General features: G+C 46.6%; 22 protein-coding genes and 1 pseudogene. 12 read left to right on the forward strand and 11 right to left on the reverse strand.

All coding sequences use genetic code 11. The features are described from left to right. The 3 genes from QUB63_RS27810 to QUB63_RS27820 form a co-directional block, all read left to right on the forward strand. The coding region (locus QUB63_RS27810; RefSeq protein ID WP_332948600.1) for a COR domain-containing protein at positions 1 to 2,563 on the forward strand (2,563 nt) is incomplete at its 5' end. A 65-nt stretch (positions 2,564 to 2,628) separates the two neighbouring features. Continuing rightward, the gene (locus QUB63_RS27815) at positions 2,629 to 3,138 is read left to right on the forward strand and encodes a dihydrofolate reductase family protein (RefSeq protein WP_332948601.1); all 510 of its coding nucleotides are present in this window, start codon (positions 2,629 to 2,631) and stop codon (positions 3,136 to 3,138) included. Between the two features lie 85 nt (positions 3,139 to 3,223). After that, on the forward strand, positions 3,224 to 3,520 hold the full coding sequence (locus tag QUB63_RS27820; protein WP_332948602.1) for a hypothetical protein: 297 nt from the start codon (positions 3,224 to 3,226) through the stop codon (positions 3,518 to 3,520). An 83-nt stretch (positions 3,521 to 3,603) separates the two neighbouring features. On the opposite strand, the gene ileS is transcribed toward QUB63_RS27820, so the two are convergent. The 4 genes from ileS to QUB63_RS27840 form a co-directional block, all read right to left on the reverse strand. Next, positions 3,604 to 7,182 carry an isoleucine--tRNA ligase gene (ileS, locus tag QUB63_RS27825; protein WP_332948604.1) on the reverse strand — a complete coding sequence of 1,193 codons (3,579 nt, stop codon included), beginning with the start codon at positions 7,180 to 7,182 and terminating at the stop codon, positions 3,604 to 3,606. A gap of 266 nt (positions 7,183 to 7,448) precedes the next feature. Next, positions 7,449 to 8,012, reverse strand: a complete 564-nt coding sequence (locus tag QUB63_RS27830) for a Uma2 family endonuclease (protein ID WP_332948605.1) — start codon at positions 8,010 to 8,012, stop codon at positions 7,449 to 7,451. A gap of 258 nt (positions 8,013 to 8,270) precedes the next feature. Next, positions 8,271 to 8,681: an Npun_F0494 family protein gene (locus tag QUB63_RS27835; protein ID WP_332948606.1), complete on the reverse strand. Its 411-nt coding sequence runs from the start codon at positions 8,679 to 8,681 to the stop codon at positions 8,271 to 8,273. 351 nt (positions 8,682 to 9,032) lie between these two features. After that, positions 9,033 to 9,236: a hypothetical protein gene (locus QUB63_RS27840; protein ID WP_332948607.1), complete on the reverse strand. Its 204-nt coding sequence runs from the start codon at positions 9,234 to 9,236 to the stop codon at positions 9,033 to 9,035. A 232-nt stretch (positions 9,237 to 9,468) separates the two neighbouring features. On the opposite strand from QUB63_RS27840, the gene QUB63_RS27845 reads away from it, so the two are divergent. Then, entirely contained in the window at positions 9,469 to 10,833 is a 1,365-nt protein-coding gene (locus QUB63_RS27845) for an NB-ARC domain-containing protein (protein WP_332948608.1), read from the forward strand. A gap of 16 nt (positions 10,834 to 10,849) precedes the next feature. On the opposite strand, the gene QUB63_RS27850 is transcribed toward QUB63_RS27845, so the two are convergent. The 3 genes from QUB63_RS27850 to QUB63_RS27860 form a co-directional block, all read right to left on the reverse strand. After that, entirely contained in the window at positions 10,850 to 11,089 is a 240-nt protein-coding gene (locus QUB63_RS27850; protein WP_332948609.1) for a type II toxin-antitoxin system HicA family toxin, read from the reverse strand. Continuing rightward, positions 11,082 to 11,348 carry a type II toxin-antitoxin system HicB family antitoxin gene (locus QUB63_RS27855; protein WP_293296937.1) on the reverse strand — a complete coding sequence of 89 codons (267 nt, stop codon included), beginning with the start codon at positions 11,346 to 11,348 and terminating at the stop codon, positions 11,082 to 11,084. Before QUB63_RS27855 ends, QUB63_RS27850 begins: the two co-directional genes overlap by 8 nt. A 233-nt stretch (positions 11,349 to 11,581) precedes the next feature. After that, positions 11,582 to 11,899: a DUF433 domain-containing protein gene (locus QUB63_RS27860; protein ID WP_332948612.1), complete on the reverse strand. Its 318-nt coding sequence runs from the start codon at positions 11,897 to 11,899 to the stop codon at positions 11,582 to 11,584. 610 nt (positions 11,900 to 12,509) lie between these two features. On the opposite strand from QUB63_RS27860, the gene QUB63_RS27865 reads away from it, so the two are divergent. The 3 genes from QUB63_RS27865 to QUB63_RS27875 all read left to right on the forward strand — a co-directional run bounded on the left by QUB63_RS27865 (position 12,510) and on the right by QUB63_RS27875 (position 16,869). Further along, positions 12,510 to 12,992, forward strand: a complete 483-nt coding sequence (locus tag QUB63_RS27865) for a hypothetical protein (protein ID WP_332948614.1) — start codon at positions 12,510 to 12,512, stop codon at positions 12,990 to 12,992. 123 nt (positions 12,993 to 13,115) lie between these two features. Beyond that, entirely contained in the window at positions 13,116 to 13,556 is a 441-nt protein-coding gene (locus QUB63_RS27870; RefSeq protein WP_332948616.1) for a peroxiredoxin, read from the forward strand. 658 nt (positions 13,557 to 14,214) lie between these two features. Continuing rightward, a complete protein-coding gene (locus QUB63_RS27875) occupies positions 14,215 to 16,869 on the forward strand; it encodes a C39 family peptidase (RefSeq protein WP_332948617.1) in 2,655 nt (884 codons plus the stop codon). A 64-nt stretch (positions 16,870 to 16,933) separates the two neighbouring features. Here QUB63_RS27875 and QUB63_RS27880 read toward each other — a convergent pair whose 3' ends face one another. From QUB63_RS27880 to QUB63_RS27895, 4 genes are all read right to left on the reverse strand, one after another. After that, positions 16,934 to 17,821 carry a PEP-CTERM sorting domain-containing protein gene (locus tag QUB63_RS27880; RefSeq protein ID WP_332948618.1) on the reverse strand — a complete coding sequence of 296 codons (888 nt, stop codon included), beginning with the start codon at positions 17,819 to 17,821 and terminating at the stop codon, positions 16,934 to 16,936. Positions 17,822 to 17,906: 85 nt separating this feature from the next. Beyond that, entirely contained in the window at positions 17,907 to 18,062 is a 156-nt protein-coding gene (locus QUB63_RS27885) for a hypothetical protein (protein ID WP_332948619.1), read from the reverse strand. 285 nt (positions 18,063 to 18,347) lie between these two features. Continuing rightward, positions 18,348 to 18,785 (reverse strand): secondary thiamine-phosphate synthase enzyme YjbQ, encoded by a 438-nt coding sequence (locus QUB63_RS27890; RefSeq protein ID WP_332948620.1) that lies wholly within the window; start codon positions 18,783 to 18,785, stop codon positions 18,348 to 18,350. A 358-nt stretch (positions 18,786 to 19,143) separates the two neighbouring features. Further along, positions 19,144 to 19,359 carry a hypothetical protein gene (locus tag QUB63_RS27895; protein WP_332948622.1) on the reverse strand — a complete coding sequence of 72 codons (216 nt, stop codon included), beginning with the start codon at positions 19,357 to 19,359 and terminating at the stop codon, positions 19,144 to 19,146. A gap of 613 nt (positions 19,360 to 19,972) precedes the next feature. Between QUB63_RS27895 and QUB63_RS27900 the strand changes: the two are divergent. From QUB63_RS27900 to QUB63_RS27920, 5 genes and pseudogenes are all read left to right on the forward strand, one after another. After that, positions 19,973 to 21,502: pseudogene (locus QUB63_RS27900) on the forward strand (ferredoxin--nitrite reductase); the annotation flags it as partial. A gap of 57 nt (positions 21,503 to 21,559) precedes the next feature. Beyond that, on the forward strand, positions 21,560 to 21,844 hold the full coding sequence (locus tag QUB63_RS27905; RefSeq protein ID WP_332948675.1) for a 2Fe-2S iron-sulfur cluster-binding protein: 285 nt from the start codon (positions 21,560 to 21,562) through the stop codon (positions 21,842 to 21,844). 124 nt (positions 21,845 to 21,968) lie between these two features. Continuing rightward, positions 21,969 to 23,297: a CmpA/NrtA family ABC transporter substrate-binding protein gene (locus QUB63_RS27910; RefSeq protein WP_332948624.1), complete on the forward strand. Its 1,329-nt coding sequence runs from the start codon at positions 21,969 to 21,971 to the stop codon at positions 23,295 to 23,297. A 205-nt stretch (positions 23,298 to 23,502) separates the two neighbouring features. After that, positions 23,503 to 24,372: a nitrate ABC transporter permease gene (gene ntrB / locus QUB63_RS27915; RefSeq protein ID WP_332948625.1), complete on the forward strand. Its 870-nt coding sequence runs from the start codon at positions 23,503 to 23,505 to the stop codon at positions 24,370 to 24,372. Between the two features lie 112 nt (positions 24,373 to 24,484). Further along, positions 24,485 to 26,515: an ABC transporter ATP-binding/substrate-binding protein gene (locus QUB63_RS27920; protein ID WP_332948626.1), complete on the forward strand. Its 2,031-nt coding sequence runs from the start codon at positions 24,485 to 24,487 to the stop codon at positions 26,513 to 26,515. Positions 26,516 to 26,531: the final 16 nt, after the last annotated feature.

Genomic DNA, 26,531 nt, shown 5'->3' on the forward strand with positions numbered 1-26,531 from the left:
TTTGACACAGCTTTACCTCAGTAACAATCAGATAGCAGAAATTCCCGAAGTTCTCGGCCACCTGTCGGATTTGACATCGCTTGACCTCAGTAACAATCAGATAGCAGAAATTCCCGAAGTGATCGGCCACCTGTCGAATTTGACACAGCTTTACCTCAGTAACAATCAGATAGCAGAAATTCCCGAAGTTCTCGGCCACCTGTCGGATTTGACATGGCTTGACCTCAGTAACAATCAGATAGCAGAAATTCCCGATGTTCTCGGCCACCTGTCGGATTTGACATGGCTTGACCTCAGTAACAATCAGATAGCACAAATTCCCGAAGTTCTCGGCAAAATAATGTCGAATTTGACACAGCTTTACCTCAGTAACAATCAGATAGCAGAAATTCCCGATGTGTTCCGCAATATGAAGCATCTGAAACAACTGGATTTGCGGGGTAATCCGATACCAATTCCGCCGGAAATCCTAGGCGGAAAGGGATTCTCTAAATGTGCCATTCTCGATTTCTACTTCCAAACCCGCGACCCCGACGCTACCGAAGAACTCAACGAAGCCAAACTTTTGATTGTCGGCGAAGGCGAAGCGGGAAAAACCACCCTCGCAAACAAACTCCTCAACCCCAACTACAAACTCAAGGAACGAGAACCCTCCACCGAAGGCATCGATGTCATGCGCTGGGAATTCCCACAAGCCAACGGCAAACCTTTTCGCATCCACCTCTGGGACTTTGGGGGACAGGAAATCTACCACGCCACCCACGAATTTTTCCTCACCGAACGTTCCCTCTACGTCCTCCTCGTCGATAACCGCCGCCAAAACCCCAACCTCTGCTACTGGCTGAGTATCGTCGAACTCCTCAGCAACGCCAGTCCCGTCTTCCTCGTCCAAAACGAAAAACAAGACATCCGCTGCGAAATCAACCTCTCCCAACAGCGGCACGACTTTGCCAATTTAGAAAAAGATTTCGCTACCAACCTCGCCAGCAATCGCGGACTCGCAGAACTCCAACGCGCCCTCAAAAACCGCATCGCCACCCTCGACCACATCAGCACGCCCATCCCCAAACGCTGGGCCAACGTCCGCCACGTTTTGGAAAACTATTCGCAACGCCGCACCCACATCGAAGTCAGCGAATTTTTCGGCATCTGCGCCGGCCAAGGCTTTAAAAAATCGGATAAACCCGCCATGCTGAGTCTCAGCAAATACCTCCACGACTTGGGTATTATCCTTCACTTTCAAAAAGACCCCATCCTCAAAAACTTAGTCATCCTGCGTCCCGAATTGGCAACCAACGCTGTTTACAAAGTCATCAGCAAGAAAGAAATCACTGACGAAAAAGAAGTCGCCGACAACGCAGAAGTCATCGCCAACTACGGTTACTTCACTAAGGAAAACCTCAAGCAAATCTGGCGCGACATAGAATACCGAGACTTGCACGACGAGTTACTTCATTTGATGAAACACTTCAAACTGTGTTACGAAATCCCCTGCCAACCCGGACAATACATCGCGCCGCAACTTCTCCCCCGGGAAACTCCCGATTACACCTGGGACGACACCGATAACCTGATTTTGCGCTACGAATACGACTTCATGCCCAAAGGCATCATTACCCGCTTCATCGTAGAAATGCACCTGTTAATCTACCGCCCTCAACCTTCTTTACCAAAGGGTAGGGGGGATATCGCTTGGCGCGATGGAGTCATCCTCGCCGACAATTACGCCAAAGCCGAAGTTATCGAGAATTACCACCAACGAGAAATCCGCATTCGAGTTTCCGGCAACCACAAACAATCTCTTTTAGACCGCATCCGCCACGAACTCTGGAAAATTCACGCGACTTACGACAATCGCCTCAAATACCAAGAATTCATCCCCTGCAACTGTTCCGAATGCAAAGGCAGCCAAAACCCTCACCTCTACGATTTTGAGTCTTTGCGCCGCCGTTTGGTCAAGCGTCGCTACGAAGTCGAATGCGACAAATCTTATCAAATGGTCAACGTGCGCGGCTTAATGGAAGATTTCCCGGACTATCTGGAACAATGGGAAGAGAAAGAGCGAATTTCTGGAAGCGATCGCCCTGATTTTGGAGATGCTTCTAGCATTCAATTAAATATCAACGTCAACGGTAAAAAAATGACTCAAAATTCTTCCAAAACCAACAACTTTCAAGGTGCTTTTCAAGGTGCTAACTTTTCCGGCAATATCGGCGGTTCGTCGAACAGCGCCGCAGTTAGCGGCAATCAATCAGTGCAAAACAATAATAACACAAATACCGCCGAATTGCTCAAACTAATTTCATCAATGCGCGAAACCGCCTCGCAGTTTCCCGAAGACATCCGCGAGGGCGTAATTATCGATATTGAAGATGTGGAATCCGAAATCAAGAAACCGGAGAACGAAAGGAATCAAGCTCGATTAAAGAAAAGTTTCAAAGCTATTGTAGCGACGGCGACAGCGATCGGAGTTGGAGTTGCAGGCGTGACGGAATTTGCGAATACTGCGATCGATGTCGGTCAAAAGCTGGGTATCGAACTCCACCTACCGTCAGGACGCTAAATCATTTAAAATTAAGGTGACTGGGGCAAACGTCGCCCCGATGCCCCAAAAACCTCGGTGTTGCCATGCGAAAAATTGTACTATACATTGCATCTAGCTTGGACGGTTATATCGCGCGATCGAATGGCGATATTGACTGGCTGTTTACAGACCAAAATTACGGCTACACTAAATTCTTAGATAGCATCGATACGGTGCTCCTGGGTCGCAAAACTTACGAACAAGTTCTAACTTTTGGCGAGTATCCGTACCAGGAAAAAAAGAGTTATGTTTTTACGAAAAATCAAGATTTTACAGCCACTTCAGATGTCGAAGTGGTAACAGATTTAGAGAGTTTTGTCAATGATTTGCGCTTGCTTGACGGCAAGAATATTTGGTTAGTTGGCGGAGCCCTGCTGATTCGCGATTTCCTGAACCAAAATTTTGTCAACGAGGTGATTCTCTCGGTGCATCCGCTTATTTTGGGCGAGGGAATTCCTTTATTTGCTAATCCCAATACTACAGTTTTGCAGCTAACAGGATGTCAGACTTACAGTTCTGGTATGGTTCAGCTATCTTACGATGTAACGGCTTGAGGGCGCGCCCAATTGCTAAGTCGCTTGCAAAAATACTGTCGGTTGGTTATCCAAAAAGGTAAAATAGGACTTAGTAAGTTCGCTGATGATGAAATGTGTTTGCTACTTGTTGCTCTTAATATCTTTTTTCTGCGTCGCACTTCCGGCTGAGGCTTCTGTATGCCGCAATTATCAAGGGCGCGAGATTTGCATTGTCGATATCAAACGCAGTGCGAAAAATTATTGGGAATACAGGGTGATTCTCAGTGTTGATGGAGTGAAACAGCCTCTGGAAGTTTACAATTGTCGCGATCGCACTTCAGTTAAGCAAGATGGAACAGTTTTGACGTTTGGACAAAACAACCCTGGTGAAATTGTCTGCCGTTTTTTTAATCAGAAATAAGTAAATGAAGTTATTGTAAGGTGCGCTTCGGGCTGAATGTGGCTACCACAAACTCAATAATTTTTCCCGAAGCGCAGCCTACGTTAGAATTTCCCGTCAACTGCTGACACGCAGCGTTCGCAAATTACCGGATGTTCGATCGACTCTCCGACATGAGTAGAATAGTTCCAGCATCGATCGCACTTTTCGCCGTCTGCTTTAACTACACCAATCGCCAACTCTGGAGACTGGTAACTGTAAGGCAATTCCTGCATCGCTGCATTCGATTCTATCAGTTCCACTTCCGAAGTAATGAACAAATAGCGCAGTTCGTCTACACCGTTGCTAGCACTTGCAGAATCGTGCGTTACAGCTATTTCAGCAGCAATTTCTGATTTGGGTGCGATCGCAATTAACTCTACTTGCGGGATTTGGGGTGTTTCTGCAAACACTGTTTCCGCTGGGACTGTTTGTGCGATCGGCTGTATTGGTACAATGGCTGTCTCTACTGGAAGTGAAAGGACAATGGCCTGTGTTTCTACAAGCACCAGCGCAGTTGACTTTCCAAGCACATCTGCTGTCAGCGCATCAATTGTTTGTGCCATTTCTTGGCGGCTTTCTGCAAACAGCAAGTGACGGAAAGCAAACCAGATGGTAAATAAGATACCGATGACTTCAAACAAGCCGCCCAACAGCGGAATTTGATTCATCGTATCCAAAACCGCCAGGGTTACTCTACCCGTTATCGCAACAGAAGCTAACAGCCCAAGCGTTACCCACACAGTTTGGTATTCTGTGAAAAACTTGCCCGCGTAGTTAGGCAAATCTGCCACAAACTGGGCTGCTCGATCTAAGATTGGCCCAGAATCTGCCGACGGTTCAGGGGCAGAATACTCTACAATCTCAGAAGGTCGAGATCCCTTTTCGACCGTTTCCGCCTCAACATGAATTGTGTTTTCTGTCAAGACTTTCGCAACACTTGCCGCTTGTTCTTCCTGTCGATCTTGTGCTGCTTTTGCTTTCTCCTCTGCGGCCAACTCGATGACTGAATTTTGCGATCGCACGTAATCCACCAATTCTTCGCTGCTGGGATTCAAAGCTTGCAACTGCTCTCTTTTCTCAACATCGGGAACGTACAATAAAACCTTAGCTTCCAAAGAAGAACCGATCGCCTTTTCCATCCGGGCTTTTTCCAAAACCTTGTTAACTTCCCCGCGCACTTGCCGCAAATACTGCCACCGAGTCGCCAATTCTGGATTGTGCCACGAAGCATCGAGTTGCACCCAACCAGCCTCAAATACTGACTTGTAGGGAGTTGGATAGGGAAGGTACTGCCAAATATCCTCAGCCATGTGACACAGCACAGGCGCGATCGCCCGTGCCAAATTCTCCACAGCGAGCGCAATTACTGTCTGACAACTGCGGCGGCGGCGCGCATCTGTGGCGCTGATGTAAAGCCGATCTTTGGCAACATCCAAGTAAAAATTAGATAAATCCACCGTGCAGAAATTCTGCACAGTTTGGAAAAATCGGGAAAATTGGAAACTGTCAAAAGCATCTTGAACTTCCGCAAAAACTTCGCCCATTCTGTGCAGCATATAGCGATCGAGTTCCGGCAAATCCTCGAAAGCAACAGCATCTTTTGCCGGATCGAAGTCGTGCAAATTTCCCAGCAAAAACTTAGCTGTATTGCGAATCTTGCGGTAAACATCCGACTGCTGTTTGAGAATATTTTTGCCCAAAGGCACGTCTGCGGAGTAGTCTACCGAAGACACCCACAACCGCAAAACATCGGCGCCATATTCCTTAATGACTAACGCCGGATCGACGACATTGCCTTCAGATTTGCTCATCTTCCGGCCTTTTTCATCTAGTACAAAACCGTGAGTTAAAACTGTTTTGTAAGGAGCGATGCCGTTGGTTGCTACACTGGTGAGCAAGCTCGATTGAAACCAGCCGCGGTGTTGGTCTGAACCTTCCAAATAGATATCGGCAGGATACTCCAATTCCGATCGACCTTTTGCCACAGCGGCCCAGGAAGAACCGGAGTCAAACCACACATCCATCGTGTCTGTGCCCTTGCGGTAAGTGCGCCCGTTATTGCGGTAAGATTCTGGCAGCAATTCATCGATCGACATTTCCCACCAAGCATCGGAACCTTTGTCAGCAAAGATAGCTTGCACGCGGGCGATCGTTTCTTCATTTAACAGCGGTTCGTTGGTTTCTTCGTCGTAAAACACGGGAATGGGAACGCCCCAAGTCCGCTGGCGAGAAATGCACCAATCCGATCGATCGCTAACCATTGCGGTAATCCGATTTTCCCCTTGGGCGGGAATCCAATTCACACCGGAAATTGCCTTTAACGCTTCATCGCGGAACCCTTCAACGGAAGCAAACCACTGTTCCGTCGCCCGAAAAATCGTCGGCTTTTTAGTGCGCCAATCGTAAGGATAGGAGTGAGGATAAGCTTCCTCTTTAATCAAACAATTTGCTTCGGCCAGGGCATCAATGACTGCTTTATTGCCATCTCCGAGGACATTTAAACCTGCAAAGACTCCTGCTTCGGCGGTGAAATTTCCGTTCTCATCAACTGGCGTTAAAACTGGCAAACCGCAGCGTTTCCCGACGATAAAGTCTTCTTGTCCGTGGCCGGGTGCGGTGTGCACCAATCCGGTTCCTGAGTCAGCGGTAATGTAGTCGCCGCCGGCTACGATCGGGCTTTCGCGATCGAACAGCGGGTGTTTGTAGATGCAGCCTTCTAAATCTTTACCTGGGAAGGTAGCAAGGATTTTTAATTCAGTGTTGAAAGTTGCCGACAGCCGATCGACCGCATCGACAGCCACTAACATAAATTGTTGTGCGATGTGGGAATTTGCCGGCGGTTCCACCACTGCATAAGTCAGTTCGGGATTGACTGCGATCGCCAAATTTGCCGGCACCGTCCAGGGGGTAGTCGTCCAAATCGCCGCCCAGAGGCTCGGCATATAGCGCTTGAGCTTCGATTGCAGGGATTTTGACAATTTTCTCACGTGAAAGCCGACGTAGATGCTGCGCGAGACGTGGCCTTCGGGATATTCCAATTCAGCTTCGGCGAGGGCTGTTTTCGAGCTCGGGCTCCAGTGCACGGGTTTGAAGCCGCGGAAGATGTAGCCTTTGAGAACCATTTGACCGAAAACGCCGATTTGGGCTGCTTCGTATTCGGGTTTCAGGGTTAAATACGGGTGTTTCCAGTCGCCCCAAACGCCGTAGCGCTGGAAGGATTCGCGCTGCTGTTCCATTGTTTGTTCGGCGAAGGCGGCAGCTTTGCGGCGGAGGTCGATCGGGGTAAGATTTAGCCGATCGTCCGATTTCATGTTCTGCAATACCTTAAGTTCGATCGGCAATCCGTGACAGTCCCAGCCGGGAACGTAGCGAACTTTTTTGCCGCGCAACATTTGGTAGCGGTTGATGAAGTCTTTGAGGATTTTGTTGAGGGCGTGGCCGATGTGGAGTTGTCCGTTGGCGTAGGGCGGGCCGTCGTGGAGGACGAACACATCGCCTGGGTTATCCTGGGAGAGGCGATCGTAGATATCTTGATCTGCCCAAAATTGTTGCAATTCTGGTTCCCGTTTGGTGGCGTTGGCGCGCATATCAAACTTGGTTTTGGGCAAATTTACGGTGTCTTTGTAGGATTTTGCTTCCATTGTTCAGAAACGTTTTTTGTACTTAGCTGTTAGTAGTTAGCGGTTAATTGAGAGTTGATATCAAGTCCGGTTAAATAATCATAATTAAGTTTGTAGTAAGGACTTTAGTCCTCTCTCGTCCTTGAAGAGCTGACAACCAGATATTCCAGTATAAGCGATCGATCGCACATTCGCTCAAAGCAAATCCGTAAGGTACTCTCTCTTCTCTAACTCTGCGCCCTCTGCGGCCTCTGTGGTTAAAAAATCATTCCTAAATCCAGGTTGCGCTACGGGGTCAGCCAATTGAACATTTCACCAACAGTCAGATTCAGGGATTCAGCAAAGGCGGGGACGGGGATGCGATCGCCCGGTTGTTCAAAAACAGCTATAGTGCGATCGGCAAAATAGACAAATACCAGTTCTTCTTCCGGGTCAATCAGCCAGCCCATCTGAGTTCCGCAGGCGATACAGTGAAGGATGTTGCGGACGACTTTGGTTTGACTTTGGTCGGGGGAGAGGATTTCGATTGTCCAGTCGGGGGCGATCGCGAAAATGTTAGCTACTTCGCCGTTTTCATCGCGGGGAATGCGTTCCCAAGTAAAGACTGCGAGGTCGGGTACAGTCGATCGACCGCCAAAGGTGCAGCGCAATTCTGGATAGGCGCGGGCGATGCGTTGGGGTTTGAGTACCCGGTTGATGTCACCACCCAAATCGCTTTGAATTGTGCTGTGTTTTCCTTGCGGCATAGGTTTCTGGATAATTTGACCGTCGATGAATTCGCTGGCGGGTTTGGTTTCGGGCCGTTTGAGAAATTGATCGAGAGTCAAAGGTTTAATGGGGGTTTGAACCATTGTCGTTTGTAGTGAAGACGAGGGCGATCGATCCATTCTAGCGAGCCCGCAGATCCGGCAGGGGTTTAAACCCCTGCCTCAAAGCTGAAGTCGTCTGAAGACGACTGTAAATTCTTAATTCTTATGAAAAAGCCCTCTTGCATAGAAATTATCAATTCAGCAGTCCTCTTTGAGAGGACTTTCGCTATGAGACGGGGGTTTTTAACCCCCGGCGGACCAGTGGGTTTTACGTTAAATTTGTATCGATCGACATTCCGGTTACGAGAACAGTCCGAACCCGCGGCTAACGGCATTTCCCAGACGATCGCACAATGAAGCCGCCGGAATTTCCCCTCCTTGCTGTTCCCATTTTTCCACGAGTTGGCGGCCCAGGGGCGTGAGGCGAAAACTGTCGGTGATTCCTTGTCCGTCTACTTCCCGCCGCAGTACGCCGACTTGGATCAGCCACAGCAGGGAGTTTTCGGCTGCGAGTTCGGATACGGGCGATCGCGTGTAGCCGCTTTCGACACCCGCGTTTGAGGCGATCGCACTTAGGAAAACGCTGTTGTTGCGGATCGTCTGAAAGAAGTGTAATTGAAATGGGGCGCACCGGATCGCGCGATCGGCTCTTTTTACCGTGCGGCTGGGATAACTAATTGATTTAAACGCTTCCGATGGGATAAAAGTCATTGATTTGCCTCTGAATAGATACTACTATTTTTATGATTACCTATTTAGAGTCAGCAAAGTAGAGTTCTGAAAAATCTACCCATGTCTAACAGCGGCTCAACATATCCAAAACTGCGGTACGATTAATAGTCAGGTTGCAAGTGCTTATCGTCGCTGCGCGATCATCTGCTTTTACAAATACTCCATAAGATTATTCATGACGATGGGTAGGGCTAAGTCAGACCTGGGAGAAATACAAGAATATAATAAAAGAGAAATGCGAGCGTGGAGCTTAAAATTAAATGAACAGAAAAGCGATCGCGCGTCCAGAGAGTAGGAAGCGCGATCGAGGCTAAAATGAGGCAAAGATGCTTAACTATTTCCTCCGCTTCCTCCACCAGAAGTGCCAGCCCCAACGCCACCAATCGCCGCCCCTATTTTTAAAGCTGCTAATAAAGGAGCAGGGTTAGCCGTAAGTAACGAACCAATAGTGCCTAGAACGATGGTAGAACCAACGGTTACACCAACTCCTATGGCAATTTTTTCTCCAATTTCTCTTGATGATGATTTAGACATCTTTTTCTCCTTGAATATCAAAGTGACTGAAGGATTTATGAACTCACCATAAATATAAGTTCAAATGAATCTTGTCCCATGATAAATACTCTGTTCAGAACGCTGCACACCAAAAAGAACAGATTTTCTTGAATTATTTCTAACAAATTATTAAATACAAACCAGAAAAAACCTGATTTTATTGACTGAAACTAAGTTATAATGCCTAAAAGCCATACCATACATCAATCCTATGACTATTACAGAAATTTTACAATTTGTAGATCGGGTAGTCGAGAAACAAACAGGAAAACACCTCGACGATCTAGAAAAAGCTGTTGTTGAGGGACTGTGGCAAGGTAAAACATACAGTGAGATTGCAGATGAATGTGGGTATAAGAGTAAAAACTATATTGGAGATGTTAGCCGTAAGTTATTTAAGATTTTATCTGATCACTTAGGCAAAGATGTTAATAAATCTGTTAATAAATCTAATTTTACTTGGACAATAGAGAGAGTGATAAATTCTCCTCAGTTTGTTGGTTTAGTAAATAGTAAGATTAATTGGTGTCCTAATTCTCCTCAAGCAGATACAAATCAATCTATCACTGATGAAGAGAAGCCAATCAAAGGCACAGATTATTATGATTTAACCCTAGCACCGAAAATCACCCATTTTTACGATCGCACAACCGAACTTCAAACCCTCTCCCACTGGTTAATCGACCAAAATCTTCATCTAGTTTCTGTTTTAGGATTAAGTGGAATTGGCAAAACCACCCTAGTCAAACAGTTTGTTGACCTCAATTTACAACATTTTGATGTAGTAGTCTGGAAAAACCTCAAACTATCTCAATCTTTAGATGGCATTATTACTGAAATATTAACAGGTGTTAATGATGATTCTGTTCAACCTAACAATAAGTTAACTCAACTTTTTAATCTTTTACGTCAGCAAAGATGTTTAATTATCCTTGATGATTTGCAAGAACTATTTATCAAGGGAGAATTGGCAGGACAATTCAAAACTGAATATAAGACTTACCACAACTTGCTGACCATGATGACAGATATTGAACATCAAAGTAGTTTAATCTTAATTAGTCAGGAACAATGTCAAGAAATGATTTGCTTGGATGAGGAATTATATCCTATTAAGTGCTTAGAGTTAGAAGGAGTAGAGAGTAGGTTAATCATGAAAAACTGGGGCTTACATGATGATGAAACTTGGGCGCAACTTATAAAGTTATATGAAGGTAATCCCGTTTATTTAAAAGATATTGTCACCTTAATTAAAAGTATTTTTGGGGGCAAAGTCGCTGATTTCTTAAAAGAAGATAGTTTAATTGTCACCAAAGACATGAAATCTCGGTTGACTGAATTATTCAAGCGACTATCACCCACAGAACAAGAGATTGTTTTACAATTAAGTAAATTTGAGCAACCTGTGTCAAGAGAAGATTTAAGACAAAGTTTATCTCTCTCATCAATGGACTTAATGAATGGGTTAGATTCATTGCGTCAACGTTATTTACTCAAAAGAATAGAAGGAAATCAAGTATTGTTTGATTTATCTATTGTTGTTCGAGAATATGTTAGAACTTGTTGTCAAGATTAATATTAGTTCAACTTACTTAACTAATCATCCCCTCAATTTCTGGATCTGTAAACCCAAATTGCTTAAAAATCCGCAACACATAAGCTGGTGACATTTCCCCAGCACCGATATCAATCGGAACCACTCTTTTTTGACCTTCAATTTCACGCACATACAAACGATGATCCCCTTTGCCCTCTCGGTAAAATTGATATCCGTTTTTTTCTAAAATTTTAATTAATGCTTTAGGTTTTAAAGATGGAAGATTTTTAGGCATAAACTTTTCTTAGTTCATAAGTGTCTGAAGCTTCCGCATCTTCTAAAGTCAGAAACTCGTGCAATTCATTAATGGCAAGAGGACTGAGATAAATATTCGATTCAGATTCATAGACTTCATAAAAAGATTCGATCGCCTGTTTGAGCTTATCGATAGACTGTTCGGGAGTGTTTCCTTGTCCCACCAATCCATTTTCCAAACACAAAGCTACCCAATAATCGGCACTTTTGCGGATGATAACACTGTAGAAATCAATCATATTTGGAGCGTTAAATAAATTATCGTGCAAAACAATTATGATTGCACATTAATAAATTAACACACGAGCGCCCGCAAGTCAAGGCAGAAAACAAGCCGATCGAACTATTCCCCAGTACCAAGTTTCTGCTGCCGGCACTCAATTTTACAAATACTCGAAGTGATATTAATTCCACGTCTTCGCAATCCATTTGCGATGGCAAGAGTTATATTTTCGTAGCTATGAAATTTTACTTAGCCATGCTGACGATTTTTTAATTTTTGTTGCAATAGCGATGGGGTTTGAGCTTTCAATTGGCGGGCAAATTCTGCATCGGCTTCGATCGCACAACGGATTTCATCTCGACGATCGTGATAATACGCTAAAGCTGCATAGATATCAGATAAAGTAATGCTGGGATAGTGATACAGAATTTCGTCTGGTGACATTCCCATTTGTTCGTGCCAAACAACTATATCCTGAACTCGGATGCGATGTCCGGCGATACGGGGTTTTCCCCCGCACACTCCAGGGGTGATTTCGATATGTTCTTGAATTACGGCGATCGACATGGTAGGGAATTAATATAGGATGTCTCTTCTATTTTAGAACGGGTGAGAGGAGTTTGGCTGTAAAAGTGATTTTGTGCGATCGCTTTTCTGAGTTGCAAAGACGACTACTCCAGATGTTGAAACAGCCAACAAGGAGCATATTAATGCGGACTTAACTAATCATCCCCTCAATCTCTGGCTCTGTAAACCCAATAATCAGAACTTTTTCAGACGATCGCAATTTAGAAATTAATCATATTTTATTAACAAATTAAAAATAGACATTATACAGATCGCCTGCTGTATACTATAAACTAAGGATAAGCGTCCTGTCCGATTGCGGCAACACCCGGACAAGACGACTACTCCAAATGTTGAAACAGCCAACAAGGGAGCATATTAATTATGTCACAACCTCGGTATGATGATGAAAAAAATGAGACGCGCCATGCAGCTACAACCGAAGAGGCTTGCATTAATATGGAATAAAAATACGGTTGGCAGCTTAAAAATGTAGAAGAGACTGGTAATTCTATCTTGAGCGTTGATTGCATTTTTGATGGAAATTGCGAGTTTCCTCCGTCGCCAATGGACTTGAGTCAAGGCAATTACTTCACTGAGAGAAAATAAAATGCGTAAATACATTATTTTCAGAGCAGAAAAAGGTGAACTGGAAAAATACCGATCGCTCACCGAAACAAAAGTAGGAGAAAGCTTTTACCGAGTAGCTAATGCAGGATCGGTTAAGTCATTGATTTGGACATTAGCTGAGCATTATGACTCTAGTGGTAAGCCATCCCCAGCACCGGGCGATCGTTTAACCGAAAGCGTTATTGTCCCCAGTGCGATCGATCCAATGTTTCCAAGTGCATCAACTCATTTCAGAGACAGCGGCTGGGAGGTTGTGAAAGTTCACGAATACACCCCTGAAATTCCCGCTCCCTATGGCGCAGAATTTGACTCAATTTGTATTTGCTATTGCGCCTACAAACCCATAGAAAATGCTCCACTGAAGCAATACGATCGATCGCCTGTCACCCTTGATTCATTCGGAGGCGATCGAACAGCTTACGATCGTTGGCTAGAATCCCAAAAACAACCGGCTGAAGTTTAATTAAATGTTATGAACAGGCTCTCCGGCCTGTTCCCCAAAAAGTGTATTTTATTATGGGCAGTTGCTCCGACGCCGCCCACAATCAACTAAAATATGTTTATCAATCGCAAGGCAAACAAAACTATGACATTACCAGTTGGGTGCGCGGCTCCTCAATTCACCGCCAAAGACACAAACGGCAAAACCGTCTCCCTCTCCGACTTCTCCGGTAAAACCGTAATCTTGTATTTCTACCCCAAAGACGACACCCCCGGCTGCACCAGACAAGCTCAAAGCTTCAAAGCAGCCCATGAAGAATACAAGGGCAAAGATATAGTTGTTCTCGGTGTCAGCCGCGACAACGAAGAATCCCACCAAAAGTTTACAGAAAAGTACGGTTTGCCTTTCCAGCTATTAGCAGATGTTGATGGCGCGATTACCAAAGCTTACGATGTCGAGAAAGGCGATTATGCCAAGCGCGTTACTTTTGTCATCGACGGTACTGGCAAAATTATTCAGGTTTATGAAGGAGAAAATCTGAAAGTTGACTCCCACGCTCAAGATATTCTTGTCACCATAGTTTAGTCGCGCTAAGCAAGTGACTAAAAACCGGGTTTCTTCCGACGAGAAACCTCGTTGCTACAGGCAATATTCTCGTAGAAACCGGGTTTTTTGGTAATTCCGGACTAATACCATTTTTGCAAAATAATCCAACTACCGGGAAGCTTAAAACTTATCCAGTAAATCATCGCTCATATAATATCATATCCGGTCGATTACCATAACAAAAACCGTTGGTAGTGCTCGCCGGTTTGTAGTGCGGACTTCAGTCCGCAGCTTTTTGCGGACTGAAGTCCGCACTACGAACGAATCTGATTGCAGTTAATCGATCGCACAGGATATAAAATCTAAAATCTAAAATCTAAAATCTAAAACGATCTAAAGTGAGGGGTCAAAGGTACAGGGGGTAATAGCCTCCTCCCACTAAATTTATTCCCCCAAAACTTGCACCACAAATCCGCTCGATCGCCCGTATATTTGGGTAAGGTGCTTAGGTTGCACCCTACAGTGAGATTTGCGGCCAATATCCCGCCCACAATTAAAAATTCATGCTGGAAAACGCATCAACCGCCCCTAAATTCAGTCTAGGGGCGATGGTGTCCGGGATCGGGTCATTGTGTTTGATAAAATGAGAAGTTATCCTTGCTGTAGCTGAACAATTAAGTAAGTAGGCGGATAGATAATGACAAGCACCAAGACTATTTTGAGTTACTTAGGCCCACAAGAAATTGAGGCCAATCGAGCCTCTGTCTTAGTTGGCACTTTTGACAAAAATCAAGTGGTGGCAATTTCGGCAGCCGAAGGCTCAAATGCCCTGAAGACGGGGATAAATTTATCTACAGGCATTTGGAACATCAGTTTAGAGAAAGGATTTGATAGCGCCGGAGCTCGCACAGTGCAGGTGAAGGCAACTGATAAGACTGGCAAAGTTATCGGCGAACAAACAATTAACATCAAAGTTAATCCCGCGTCTAACTCCTCGCAACAACTCTTCACGTTAATTACTCTCCAAGATACCCTATTAAAAGCCGGAACAGTGCCTTCTGGCAGTCTCAACTCTCAGCAAAAAGCGGAAATACCAGCAGGTAAAACTTATCAAATTAGCGACTACGAGTTAGAAGACGGACACCTTAACGTTCAACTAAATAATCCAATTTCTCCGGTGGGAAAATCAGGCTTTTTTTACGAAAAACACGTACTCGTAACCAAAGGCGCAAAAATCCTGATATTCGATCGCGCCGATTTGCCCGCCCCGCCGCCTGGAATGCAGTTGCTGTGGGTGAACAAAAAAACCTGGTTAAAGCGCAACCCCGCAGATTCTGCTACTTTAAGCCCAACTCAGAAACTCCGATTTTACCAGGGGGAAACTTTCAATATTTTCGGCTACGCTTGCGTGGAAAATCATTTTCGAGTCACTCTAGATCGCCCGATTCCCAACTTCGGAAATTCTGGATTTCTGTACTCGCAACACGTCCAAATTTTGCAAGACGGCAAGGGGATTTCATTTGACAGAAATGCAGTTACCATGACTGTTGTCAAAACTACTGCGTTTAAAAAGCGATTGACGGATGCTGCAAACCTGCAAATGCCCGAAAAAATTACTTTGCCGGCGGGAATGATTTACGGAATTTCCGGATTCTCGATCGAACAAGGTCACATTAAAGTCTCGCTGACTGAAAATTTGCCGCCCTTTGGCAATACGGGTTTCGTTTATCCCGATTTCGTGCAATTCAGTCGCGGTGGCAAATCTTTCAATCCAGCGCCGAATTTAACTTATCAAGGCCCGACAGAAGTTTTGGTCAATCAGTCGATCGCACTTTCAGGTACTTTTGACAAGCAAGAAGCAGCAAAAGTTGAGGTGATAGCTGAGGACAAACTTCCCCTAACCGTAACACTAAACCAAAGTGCAGGCACTTGGCAAGTGAACTTGCCCAAAGGATTTAGCATACCCGGAGCTCGGTGGCTGAGATTGCGCGCAACTGACAGCAAAGGCAACGTTACCGGCAGCCAAATAATTTACATTACCGTAAGTTCCGATCCGCTGACTGTAGGAAAAAATTTGACTTTAAAGATAGTTTCCGATACTTTGTTTAAGGTAGCTCCCGTTGATTCTTCCCGCCTCGACAATCAACAAAAAGTTCTCGTAAAAGCAGGCAAGACTTTGGCCCTTAGCAAGTACGGATTTATTGACGGCCATCTCAAGGTGGTTCTGGATTCAGCAATTTCGCCGATCGGCACTTTTGGCTATTTGTACGAACCCGACGTTCAGCTTGCCAAAGGTGAAAAAATTCTTAAATTTGACCTAGCAGACCTACCGAACAGCAACGGGGGCGCTCAACTTTTAGTAACTCAAACCACTCAGATTAAAGGTCAACCACAAGATTCATCGAAACTGCCTGCAGATCGAGTTGCTGAACTAATTTTAGGCAGCACCTATGCCATCACTGGTTATGCCTGCATTTTGGGGCATTTCCGAGTAACTCTCGCCGAATCTATTCCCGGTTTCGGCAATATCGGATTTATCTATTGGCAGCACGTTCAAATCAAGAAAAACGGCAAAGAAGTTCCCTTTGACCCGGATGCTTTGACGATGACAATGCTGCAACCAACTGTGTTTAAAAAACGCCCGGTAGAGGCTGCGAAGCTGAGTGCTACGGAGAGAACAACGCTGCCTTTAGGTCGAGTTTACGGCGTGGAAAGCTACGGTTTGGAAACGGATCACCTGAAAGTTTCTCTGACTGAAGAACTGCCGAATTTTGGCAATACAGGTTATGTTTTTCCGAGTTTTGTTCAGTTCAAGCGGGGAGATAAAATTTTCGATCCGGTTCCGAACAATGTAGAATTGAACGTGCCGTATTTTTCGCAGCGGGACAATCCGCGTTTTGACTGGTCTACTTGCAATGTAACTGCGATCGCGATGGTGCTGTATTATTACGGCGTTCGTTCTAAGTGGGGCGGACAGTTGGAGGATGAGTTGTTGCAGTGGTGTTTCGACTATGCCGGCCAGGGTTCTCAAACCGATCACAACGTACTTTCGGCGCTGATTCAAGCTTACGGGTTTAAGACGAGTTTTAGTGCGAGTCGCAAATGGGCTGATGTGCGATCGCAATTGTTGAATCGGCGGCCCGTAGTTTTAGCCGGAGATTTTACGGCGGCCGGTCACATTATCACTTTAATTGGCTACAATTCTGACGGTTATATCGTGCAAGATCCTTGGGGAGATGCACTCACGGGTTACAGCGATACTGAGGGGAGAAAGTTGATGTATCCCTACGGCTACATCAATCAAGTTGCTGGGCCAGATGGGAATGTTTGGGCGCATTTTATCTCGCGATAAGGTTTTTAGGTGCGCTGTTTAGAAACGGGCTCTGGGGCCCGTTCTTCAGAATGCTGCAATCGCCTCAAGCAATCTTGCGCTTAATTTTGCGTTTCGCCGCACCCATACCTAAAAAGCTCACTCCTGCTAAAGTACCCAACCAAGTAGAAGGTTCGGGTACGGCCTCAAATTCTCCTTTAATGGCGATCGCATCATTAGCGCACTCGGCAAAAAAGTTAGCAATATAACTCCCAGAAGGCATTGAGGATTTATTGAAACTGAATCCGATTGTTTGAGAACCTACTGCATTAAACTGAGCGAAATTCAGACCGAGGGCGCTCAAAGTTGCTGGCGTTAAAAAATTGATTTCTCCTACTTTTGTACCCGCAGCAATTGAGTTGAGAACTGTCCAGTTTCCTGTTTGTTCTAAATAGGGGTCTGTGGCAGCTAAATCGCCCATAGATGGGGTTCCGCCTCGAGCTGCAACTACGGTGTTGAATTGATTTAGATTGGTAAAGCCGGAGTTAGTTTTGGTGACGTTTTTAGCGGTAACATTGCTGTAAACGCCTGTTGTCGCCACGCCTGAGTCATTTCCCTCGGCAAAGCGAACGGCAAATAAGCTGCGATTTGCGTTAGCTGTGTTAAAGTTTTGACCGGAAAAATTGAAGAACAAATCGCCGTAGTTGATGTTGCCGGACTGAGCGGCGCTGTCTGCATATCCGGCTAAACTTAGATTGGAGTTGATGGCGATGAAAGCTGTATCTGATGTTTCTTTGACGGCGATGCCGTAAAATTCAAATTCGCCGCCGCCGATTTGGGGCCCTGTCACGCCGTCGTTGAAGGAGTCGATCGCATAATTCCAGCCGTTAGATAGCGTTGCTGCTGTAGCCTTTTGTGGCTGTAGTGCGATAATTGCACACAAAACACCCGCTGAGTAAGTCAAGTGGATGCTCTTTTTAACAATGGAATTCATAAAAAGCTCCCTGATGAATGAGTGTTAAATTATTAAGTCTGCTGGCTCGAATATCTTTAATTTTAATTAAATCACACATTCCGGTCTAATTTATTAAAGTTTTGGTAAAGCTTTTGTCTGGCGATCGCGCCATCTCAACTAAATTAAAAAAAAAACCACCAATACCTGTAACTAAATAGTAAACTCTCGCCACAACTACCACAGCAGAACCCAAACGCATTACCCACACAGAGTTAGTCAACCAAACCCGACGAAAGCTTGACTCAACCCGCGAACAAACTAGCAAGTAAAATTACCGCACTATAACCCAAAGCATAGCTAATCATGGTAGCCCTACTGAGAACCTGCTAATCGGAGGATTTGCGCACGCTTGGTGTGTACCTCTAAAAACCTGAGAAAGCAAGAAAGCGCGATCGATTACCTTTTTCCCCATTACCCATTACCAATTACCTTTTTCCCAATTACCCATTAGCGGACATACCTCATCTGTTTGAGACTCGGCTATATAATTTTATCTACATTGCTCCTATTCACCCATAATTTGAATACTTACAGTTCTGTTTCGCGGCCCGTCTAAGTCAAAAAATAAAACAGATTGCCAAGTTCCCAGTCCTAATTTACCTTCAGTAACTGGAATTGTTTCGCTGGTACTGAGCGTCATTGCCATCAGGTGAGAGTGAGCGTTGATCGGTTCGTCTGGCGGAACTATTCTTAAATGCAAGTCGTTGTGCAGGTATTTGTCGCCAGGAGGTGCTAATTTTGCCAAATATACTTTAATATCTGCTAGCAATCTTTCTTCGTTTTCATTGATTGCTAGAGCTGTAGTCGTGTGTCTGGAAAATACTAATACTTGTCCATTTTTTATGGCACTGCTGTCAAGAAGCTGGACAATTTGAGGCGTGATGTTATAAATCCCGATGCCTGATTCTGTTAGTATTTCGATTGTTTGATTGAGGATTTTCATAACTTCTCTCTCATCTCCAGCCCCGTTCAATAATTATAATTACGTTCCATCGTTCCGACTTCAGTCCTCCAAGTCCTAAAATGCCGATCGCCCAAAATTATATTATCAGCGATCGACCGCACAAGCTCTCAATCGATCGACAAAACTGCGATCGGCACTTTTTCTGTAAGTGCCGCACAAAGCGAGAATTGGAGAATCACAAAAATTTCAGACGGCGAGGAGCCGCAGGTTTTTTAGAACAGTCAAAGAAGTTCCTGCAATATATCCGGTGCAGGCATCGCGGGTTGCTTCTCAATCGGGGCGGCGGTAGTTTCTGCAATTGAAGCGCTGCATAAATCGATCGAATTTTTCCCGACTCTTAACCTATCGCCGATAGCTCGTTGACCATCTTGACTCTTCCCTTGAGCACGGAGCGCAGCAGGCGGTTGATCGAATGTCTGTCTTCCTCGGGGAGAGAGTCATCCAAAACAGCGGCCATCAAACCGTAGCGATCGGCTACAGTCAAACTGCCCGTATCGGTAACAGAGGCAAGTATTTCGGAAATAGCGCCGGGGATAAGTTGAATAAAAAACATGAGACGTTCCCTGAATTCGATACTTATATCATCTCTCGTTCTCCAAAAATCAAGAGTGACGCTGGCATAGCAGAGAACGTGATGTTTTGAGGCTAACTTTGCGATCGCGACGGATCTAATTGTGTGACCAGCGGCGTTTTAAGTCTGCGATCGTCGTCACAACATTATTTTAAATCTGCCAATTTCCCCCTCTCGGCTCCAAAATCTAAAGATTTATAGATATTTTTCGGCTCTGTGGGTGTCTTTACCCATTACTCATGTATTAAACGCATAGGGGCGATGCGAAAAATTCATAAAACTCAATATTTTGTAAAAATAGCTACGAATCTTTACGGTGGTGCGCTTTACATTAGTTCATAACAAAGGTGCATCGAAACGCAGCGATCGATCGAACCATCGGTAGCAACTATAACCATACATAGTTTGGCGGCATTCGAGGCAGCGCCCAGCAAACCTCAAGTATACAGAAGACCAACCATGCTTAAAAGAAATTCGATCTAGTAACTAAATATACAGTTTTAAATCCATACACTCACTAAGGTTAGCAGGAAACACACACTTTATGCTCCAAGTCAATACCTCCCCCGAACAAGCCAGCAGCGAGGGTAAACCGATGACCCAAACACTAGAACCCAAAGCCAGCCAGAACAAATTTGAAAAACTCAAAGCCGAAAAAGATGGCTTAGCAGTCAAAGCCGAACTCGACCACTTCGCCCAAATCGGCTGGGAAGCAATGGACGAAACCGATCGCGAGCACCGCCTCAAATGGCTCGGCATCTTCTTTCGGCCAGTAACTCCCGGGAAATTCATGATGCGGCTGCGCTTGCCCAACGGCGTCATTACCAGCAATCAAACTAGAACATTAGCAGAAATCGTACAGCGCTACGGCTCCGACGGCAGCGCCGACATCACCACCAGACAAAACCTGCAACTGCGCGGAATTCGGATCGAAGACGTACCCGACATCTTCCGGCGCCTCAAGGAAGCAGGGATGACCAGCATTCAGTCTGGCATGGACAACGTGCGCAACATCACCGGTTCCCCAGTCGCGGGTTTGGACGCCGGCGAACTGATAGATACGTGGGAATTGGCGAACCAAGTCCAAGACATGATTACCAACAGCGGCGAAGGCAACCCAGAGTTTTCCAATTTGCCGAGAAAGTTTAATATTGCGATCGCAGGCTGCCGCGATAACTCAGTCCACGCCGAAATCAACGACATCGCCTTCGTACCCGCTTACTCTGACGGCAACATCGGCTTTAACGTTTTAGTCGGCGGCTTCTTCTCAGCCAAACGCTGCGAAGCTGCAATTCCTCTCAACGTCTGGGCAAGTCCCAGCGACGTTGTAGATTTGTGCAGAGCAATCTTAACTGTGTTTCGCGATCGAGGCCCGAGAGCAAACCGCCAAAAATCGCGCTTGATGTGGCTGATTGACGAACTCGGCATCGAACAATTCCGCGCCGCAGTCGAACAAGAAGTAGGTCGCACTTTGCCCCCCGCCGCCCTCAAAGATGAAATCATCTGGGACAAACGCGATCACATCGGCATTTACCCGCAAAAACAATCAGGGCTCAACTATGTAGGGTTGCACGTTCCCGTCGGACGGCTGCAAGCATCGGATTTGTTCGATTTAGCCAGAATCGCCGAGGTTTACGGCAGCGGCGAACTCAGGCTCACCGTCGAAGAAAACGTCATTGTTCCCAACGTTCCCGACTCCCGGATTGAATCGCTCGTCAAAGAACCGCTGTTGCAGCGTTTCTCCATCAACCCCGCGCCCCTGACGCGAGCCTTGGTTTCCTGCACCGGCTCAAAGTTTTGCAACTTCGCCCTCATCGAAACCAAAGCCCGCGCCGTGGCAATGATTCGGGAACTCGAAGCCGAACTCTCCGTTCCCAAACCGGTCAGAATTCACTGGACGGGTTGCCCCAATTCCTGCGGTCAACCCCAAGTAGCAGACATCGGTTTGATGGGCACAAAAGTTCGCAAGAACGGCAAAACCCTCGAAGGTGTGGACATTTACATGGGAGGAACAGTCGGCAAAGACGCTCATTTGGGTACTTGCGTCCAAAAAAGCATTCCTTGCGAAGACCTCAAACCGGTGCTGCATCAACTGTTAGTCGAGCAGTTTGGGGCCGTTCCCAATCAAGGGGATGTAGATGCCCTCAACAGGCAACTGCAACTGACGGTGGACAGAGACGAAATGACACTCGTGACGAGCAAACCTCAGACATCTACTGTCATTTTCGCTCGATCGGGCAAAGAAGTTGCTTGCAGCGAAGATGAGTTCATTCTCGATGTTGCCGAGCGCGCCGGAATCGAACTCGACAGCAGTTGTCGGTCGGGAACCTGCGGCACTTGCAAGCAGCAACTCCTAGAAGGCAAAACAGTCTACGACAGCCAACCCGACGCGGCGGCAGATTTAGAACCTGGGTTCATCTTAGCTTGCAGCGCCCGGGCGATCGGCAAAGTGTCGATCGACGCCTAATATCACAATGTGAGATAGCGCGCGGCCGACAGAATTATCTCATTGCGAAGGTCGTCAAGCAATCTCACATTTGGTATCTCACATTTTCCGTATCTCAAAGTACAACAACAATAATTCAAGACAAATGAGCAACCTTTCCAGAAGAAAATTCATCATCACCGCCGGAGCAACAGCAGCCGGCACCCTCCTCGCCCACGGTTGCAGTTCCAGTTCCACCACTTCTAGCGCTGGTTCGAGTCCCGCAGCCGGCGGTGCCTCACCCAGCGCCGCCCCAGCAGTCAACATCAACCCCGCCGACGCCCCCGAAGTTACCGCAGCCAAACTCGGATTCATCGCCCTCACCGACTCCGCACCCATAATCATCGCCCAAGAAAAAGGTTACTTCGCCAAGTACGGCATGAAAGACGTACAAGTTACCAAACAAGCATCTTGGCCAGTTACTCGCGACAACTTAGAACTCGGTTCCGACAAAGGTGGCATTGACGGAGCTCACATCTTGTCCCCCATGCCTTACCAGATGACATTAGGCACAATTACCAAAGGCAATCAACCAGTGCCGATGAACATTGTCGCCCGGTTAAATACCAACGGTCAGGCCATTTCCCTCAGCAAAAAATACGCAGACTTAAAAGTAGGTACAGACAGCAAAGCTCTCAAAGCAGCCCTCGCCAATCAGAAAGTTGCGATTACCTTTCCCGGCGGCACCCACGACCTTTGGATGCGCTATTGGTTAGCAGCCGGTGGCATCGATCCGAATACAGAAGTTTCTGTTATTCCCGTACCGCCGCCTCAAATGGTAGCTAACATGAAATCCGGCAGCATGGAAGCCTTTTGCGTCGGCGAACCTTGGAACGCCCAGCTCGTTGCTCAAAAAGTAGGATACACAGCCTTAGTAACCGGAGAACTTTGGAAAGACCACCCAGAAAAAGCCTTAACTTTAAGAGCCGATTGGGTTGCCAAAAACCCTAAAGCTACTCTAGCAATTACAAAGGCCGTACTGGAAGCCCAGCAGTGGTGCGACAAGCCAGAAAATAAAGACGAGATGTGCCAAATCATCGGTCAAGATAAGTGGTTAAAAGTACCAGTAGCAGATATCATCGGTCGTTCTAAAGGTCAAATTGACTACGGTACCGGTCGCGTTGAACCCGCCAGTCCGTTAGCGATGAAATTCTGGGCTGACAATGCTTCCTATCCCTACAAGAGCCACGATGCTTGGTTCATAGCAGAAAATATTCGCTGGGGTTATATGCCGGCAACTACCGACATCAAAGCCACGGTTGATAAAGTTAACCGCGAAGATATTTGGAAAGCAGCAGCGACAGCACTTGGCGTTCCCGCTGCCCAAATTCCGGCTACCACTTCTCGCGGCGTCGAAACCTTCTTTGACGGCGTGAAGTTTGACCCAGACAAACCCGAAGAATATCTGAAGGGTCTGGCAATCAAAAAAGCATAATCCGAAAGTAGACCACCGTGCTAATGGTTAACAGCTTGAAATTAACCATTAGCCAGTAAATAGATTGGATTTACGGTGGAAATTTGGGGTTTTATGACAAGCGTTGAAACAAGAACATTGTTCCAAAAGCTCAAAATTTTCAGGTCAGTCAAGCCTCTATAAGTATTTATCCATTCACTGCTAAATCTTCACAGAAAATAGACAAATGGCAACCAACCTCTCTGTTTCTAAAAGCAAAAATCCAGTAAATTTCGTTCTGGATATGGTTCAAAAGAACCGCAAAAAAATCATCCGCCCGCTAGTAGCTATCACAGTTCTGCTAATAGTTTGGCAAATCCTCTGCCACGACCCCGCATCCGCCTTACCCGGCCCGATCAAAGCCGTTCAAGAAAGCTGGAATCTGATTATCAATCCGTTTTTTGACAACGGCGGCACCGACAAAGGCTTATTTTGGCAACTGGCGGCTAGCTTGCAGCGGGTGGCGATCGGCTTTACTCTAGCAGCAGTTCTCGGCATTGGTTTAGGAATATTAATCGGTACAAACTCTTTAATGTTCGATGCTTTAGACCCGCTGTTTCAAGTATTCAGAACTATCCCGCCCCTGGCTTGGCTGCCGATCTCCCTGGCAGTATTTCAACAGTTCAATCCCTTTGAAGGTCTGGGGATGAAAGCTAACGAAGTTTCAGCGCTTTTCGTAATCTTAATTACAGCAATTTGGCCGATTCTGATTAACACCACAGTAGGCGTTCAACAAATACCCCAAGACTACCGAAACGTCGCCCGCGTCTTGCGCCTCCCCAACCAAAAATACTTCTGGAAAATCTTGCTACCGTCTTCAGTTCCTTACATCTTCACAGGCTTGAGAATTGGTATCGGTTTGTCTTGGCTGGCGATCGTAGCTGCGGAAATGTTAGTCGGCGGCGTCGGCATCGGCTTCTTCATCTGGGACGCTTACAACAGTTCTCGACTCAGCGCCGTGATTCTAGCAGTGCTTTATGTAGGAATCGTCGGTTTGATTTTAGACAGAATCGTTGGTTTCATCGCTTCCAAAGTTGTTCCTGAAGACAACAAATAGGGTTTGGTTAACAGTTCACAGTAAAAGGTAAGGTGCGCACTGCGCACCCTACAGCCTCCCAGATATCAGTTAAAGTCAGCAGCTAGAAAATACAAACTAACCTAAAATAGCCATGTCAATACTTATTGAAGTAGACCACGTAGACCGCGTATTTAACTTGCCCAATGGCGATCAATACATCGCTCTCAAGAATATTGAACTTAAGATTAAAAAGGGAGAATTCATCACCTTAATCGGACACTCCGGCTGCGGCAAATCTACACTGTTAAATATCATCGCCGGACTCGACACGGCAAGTCAGGGCGGGATTACTTTAGAAGGGCGCGAAGTCCGCGATCCAGGCCCGGACAGAATGGTGGTGTTTCAAAATTACTCGCTGCTACCTTGGCTGACGGTGCGCGAAAATATTGCTCTAGCAGTCGATGAAATTTACAGCGGTAACTCTAAAGAAGAGCGCGAGTTAGTCATCGAATACCACATTAAATTGGTGGGACTGGGACTGGCCGCCAACAAACGCCCGGGCGAAATTTCTGGGGGGATGAAACAAAGAGTTGCGATCGCCCGCGCCCTGGCAATTCGCCCGAAATTGCTGCTGCTAGACGAACCCTTCGGCGCCCTCGATGCTTTAACTCGCGGCGGTTTGCAAGACCAGTTGATGAACATTTGCGAAGAAAGCAAAGTTACCAGCGTGATGGTAACTCACGACGTGGATGAGGCTTTGTTGCTGAGCGATCGCATTGTCATGCTCACCAACGGCCCGGAAGCGCAAATCGGACAAATTCTGGAAGTTGACATTCCCCGGCCCCGCAAGCGCATGGAAGTGGTCAACCATCCGAGTTACTACGCGCTGCGCAACGAAATGGTTTACTTCCTCAACCAGCAAAAGCGGGTCAAACAGCGCCGGGCCAAACAACAAGCCCCAGCCGTGGTTGTCGCCCGCAACGGCTTGGAAAAAATCAACCTCGACATCGGCTTTATTCCCCTCACCGACTGCGCGCCCTTAGTCGTAGCCAAAGAAAAAGGATTCTTCCAAGCCCACGGCTTAGAAGAAGTCACCCTCAACCGCGAACCTAGCTGGAAAGAAATTGCCAAAGGCATCGCCCAAGGACGGCTGGACGCGGCGCAAATGGTCGCAGGAATGCCGATCGCCATGCTGTTGGGCTTGGACGGTGCAGCCCCCGTTCCCGTCAACAGCGCCCTCACTCTGTCCCGCAACGGCAACTCGATTATCTTCGGGAAACACCTCTACGAAAAAGGCATTCGCACCTTAAAGGATTTCAAAGCTGCGATCGCCAAGACCCCCGACAAGGTACAGACCTTGGGCATGGTACACTCCGCCTCCATGCACAATCTGCTGTTCCGCTACTGGCTGGCCTCCGGCGGCATTGACCCCGACCGCGATGTGGCATTGACCATGCTTCCGCCCCCGCAGATGGTATCGAATTTAAAAGCAGGCAACATTGACGGCTACTGCGCAGGCGACCCCTGGAACTCGAAGGCTGTCAACGACGGTACTGGTTTTGTCGTCGCCCGTTCTCTCGATATTCTGCCCGGACACATCGAAAAAGTTCTCGGCGTTACCGAAGATTGGGCTCAGAAATATCCTCAAACCCACGTCGCCCTCGTCAAAGCGCTTTTGGAAGCCTGCGAATACTGCGACGACCGCCGCAACCGCGAAGAAATCCTAGAATTGATTTGCCAAGAACAATATATCGGCGCAGATCCCAAAGACATCCGTCCGGGGTTCATCGACCCGTACAACTCCGGTACGGAGGCACAACCCGAAATGCTCTACAATTTCAACCAGTTCTATGTCGATCAAACCAATTGTCCAGACCGCCTAGAAATGGTGTGGGTGATGGCGCAGATGGCCCGCTGGGGACTGATTCCGTTCCCGAAAAACTGGGTGGAAGTGGTCGATCGAGTTTTGCGGCCCGATGTCTTCGGTCAAGCAGTGCGCGAGTTGGGTTTGCCGGATATTGCCAGAGCTCGCCGCAGCATCAACTTGTTTGACGGTACTGTCTTTAATGCCGACGACCCGATCGACTATCTTCAAAACGTCAAAATCAAGCGCGACCTCCGCATTGAAGAAATCTTAATCGAACAAATAGGCAGTCAGTGTTCCATCAGACTGCCAGCATAACCAGCAAATAGGAAGA

This window comes from Microcoleus sp. ARI1-B5, from assembly GCF_036705795.1.
In the GTDB taxonomy this organism is placed as follows: domain Bacteria; phylum Cyanobacteriota; class Cyanobacteriia; order Cyanobacteriales; family Microcoleaceae; genus Microcoleus.

What these genes read in the sequence shown, in the direction of transcription:
- QUB63_RS27815 (WP_332948601.1), top strand. Translation starts at nt 2,629, where the DNA reads ATGCGAAAAATTGTACTATACATTGCATCTAGCTTGGACGGTTATATC.
- QUB63_RS27820 (WP_332948602.1), top strand. Translation starts at nt 3,224, where the DNA reads ATGATGAAATGTGTTTGCTACTTGTTGCTCTTAATATCTTTTTTCTGC.
- ileS (WP_332948604.1), bottom strand. Translation starts at nt 7,182, where the DNA reads ATGGAAGCAAAATCCTACAAAGACACCGTAAATTTGCCCAAAACCAAG.
- QUB63_RS27830 (WP_332948605.1), bottom strand. Translation starts at nt 8,012, where the DNA reads ATGGTTCAAACCCCCATTAAACCTTTGACTCTCGATCAATTTCTCAAA.
- QUB63_RS27835 (WP_332948606.1), bottom strand. Translation starts at nt 8,681, where the DNA reads ATGACTTTTATCCCATCGGAAGCGTTTAAATCAATTAGTTATCCCAGC.
- QUB63_RS27840 (WP_332948607.1), bottom strand. Translation starts at nt 9,236, where the DNA reads ATGTCTAAATCATCATCAAGAGAAATTGGAGAAAAAATTGCCATAGGA.
- QUB63_RS27845 (WP_332948608.1), top strand. Translation starts at nt 9,469, where the DNA reads ATGACTATTACAGAAATTTTACAATTTGTAGATCGGGTAGTCGAGAAA.
- QUB63_RS27850 (WP_332948609.1), bottom strand. Translation starts at nt 11,089, where the DNA reads ATGCCTAAAAATCTTCCATCTTTAAAACCTAAAGCATTAATTAAAATT.
- QUB63_RS27855 (WP_293296937.1), bottom strand. Translation starts at nt 11,348, where the DNA reads ATGATTGATTTCTACAGTGTTATCATCCGCAAAAGTGCCGATTATTGG.
- QUB63_RS27860 (WP_332948612.1), bottom strand. Translation starts at nt 11,899, where the DNA reads ATGTCGATCGCCGTAATTCAAGAACATATCGAAATCACCCCTGGAGTG.
- QUB63_RS27865 (WP_332948614.1), top strand. Translation starts at nt 12,510, where the DNA reads ATGCGTAAATACATTATTTTCAGAGCAGAAAAAGGTGAACTGGAAAAA.
- QUB63_RS27870 (WP_332948616.1), top strand. Translation starts at nt 13,116, where the DNA reads ATGACATTACCAGTTGGGTGCGCGGCTCCTCAATTCACCGCCAAAGAC.
- QUB63_RS27875 (WP_332948617.1), top strand. Translation starts at nt 14,215, where the DNA reads ATGACAAGCACCAAGACTATTTTGAGTTACTTAGGCCCACAAGAAATT.
- QUB63_RS27880 (WP_332948618.1), bottom strand. Translation starts at nt 17,821, where the DNA reads ATGAATTCCATTGTTAAAAAGAGCATCCACTTGACTTACTCAGCGGGT.
- QUB63_RS27890 (WP_332948620.1), bottom strand. Translation starts at nt 18,785, where the DNA reads ATGAAAATCCTCAATCAAACAATCGAAATACTAACAGAATCAGGCATC.
- QUB63_RS27895 (WP_332948622.1), bottom strand. Translation starts at nt 19,359, where the DNA reads ATGTTTTTTATTCAACTTATCCCCGGCGCTATTTCCGAAATACTTGCC.
- QUB63_RS27905 (WP_332948675.1), top strand. Translation starts at nt 21,560, where the DNA reads ATGACACTCGTGACGAGCAAACCTCAGACATCTACTGTCATTTTCGCT.
- QUB63_RS27910 (WP_332948624.1), top strand. Translation starts at nt 21,969, where the DNA reads ATGAGCAACCTTTCCAGAAGAAAATTCATCATCACCGCCGGAGCAACA.
- ntrB (WP_332948625.1), top strand. Translation starts at nt 23,503, where the DNA reads ATGGCAACCAACCTCTCTGTTTCTAAAAGCAAAAATCCAGTAAATTTC.
- QUB63_RS27920 (WP_332948626.1), top strand. Translation starts at nt 24,485, where the DNA reads ATGTCAATACTTATTGAAGTAGACCACGTAGACCGCGTATTTAACTTG.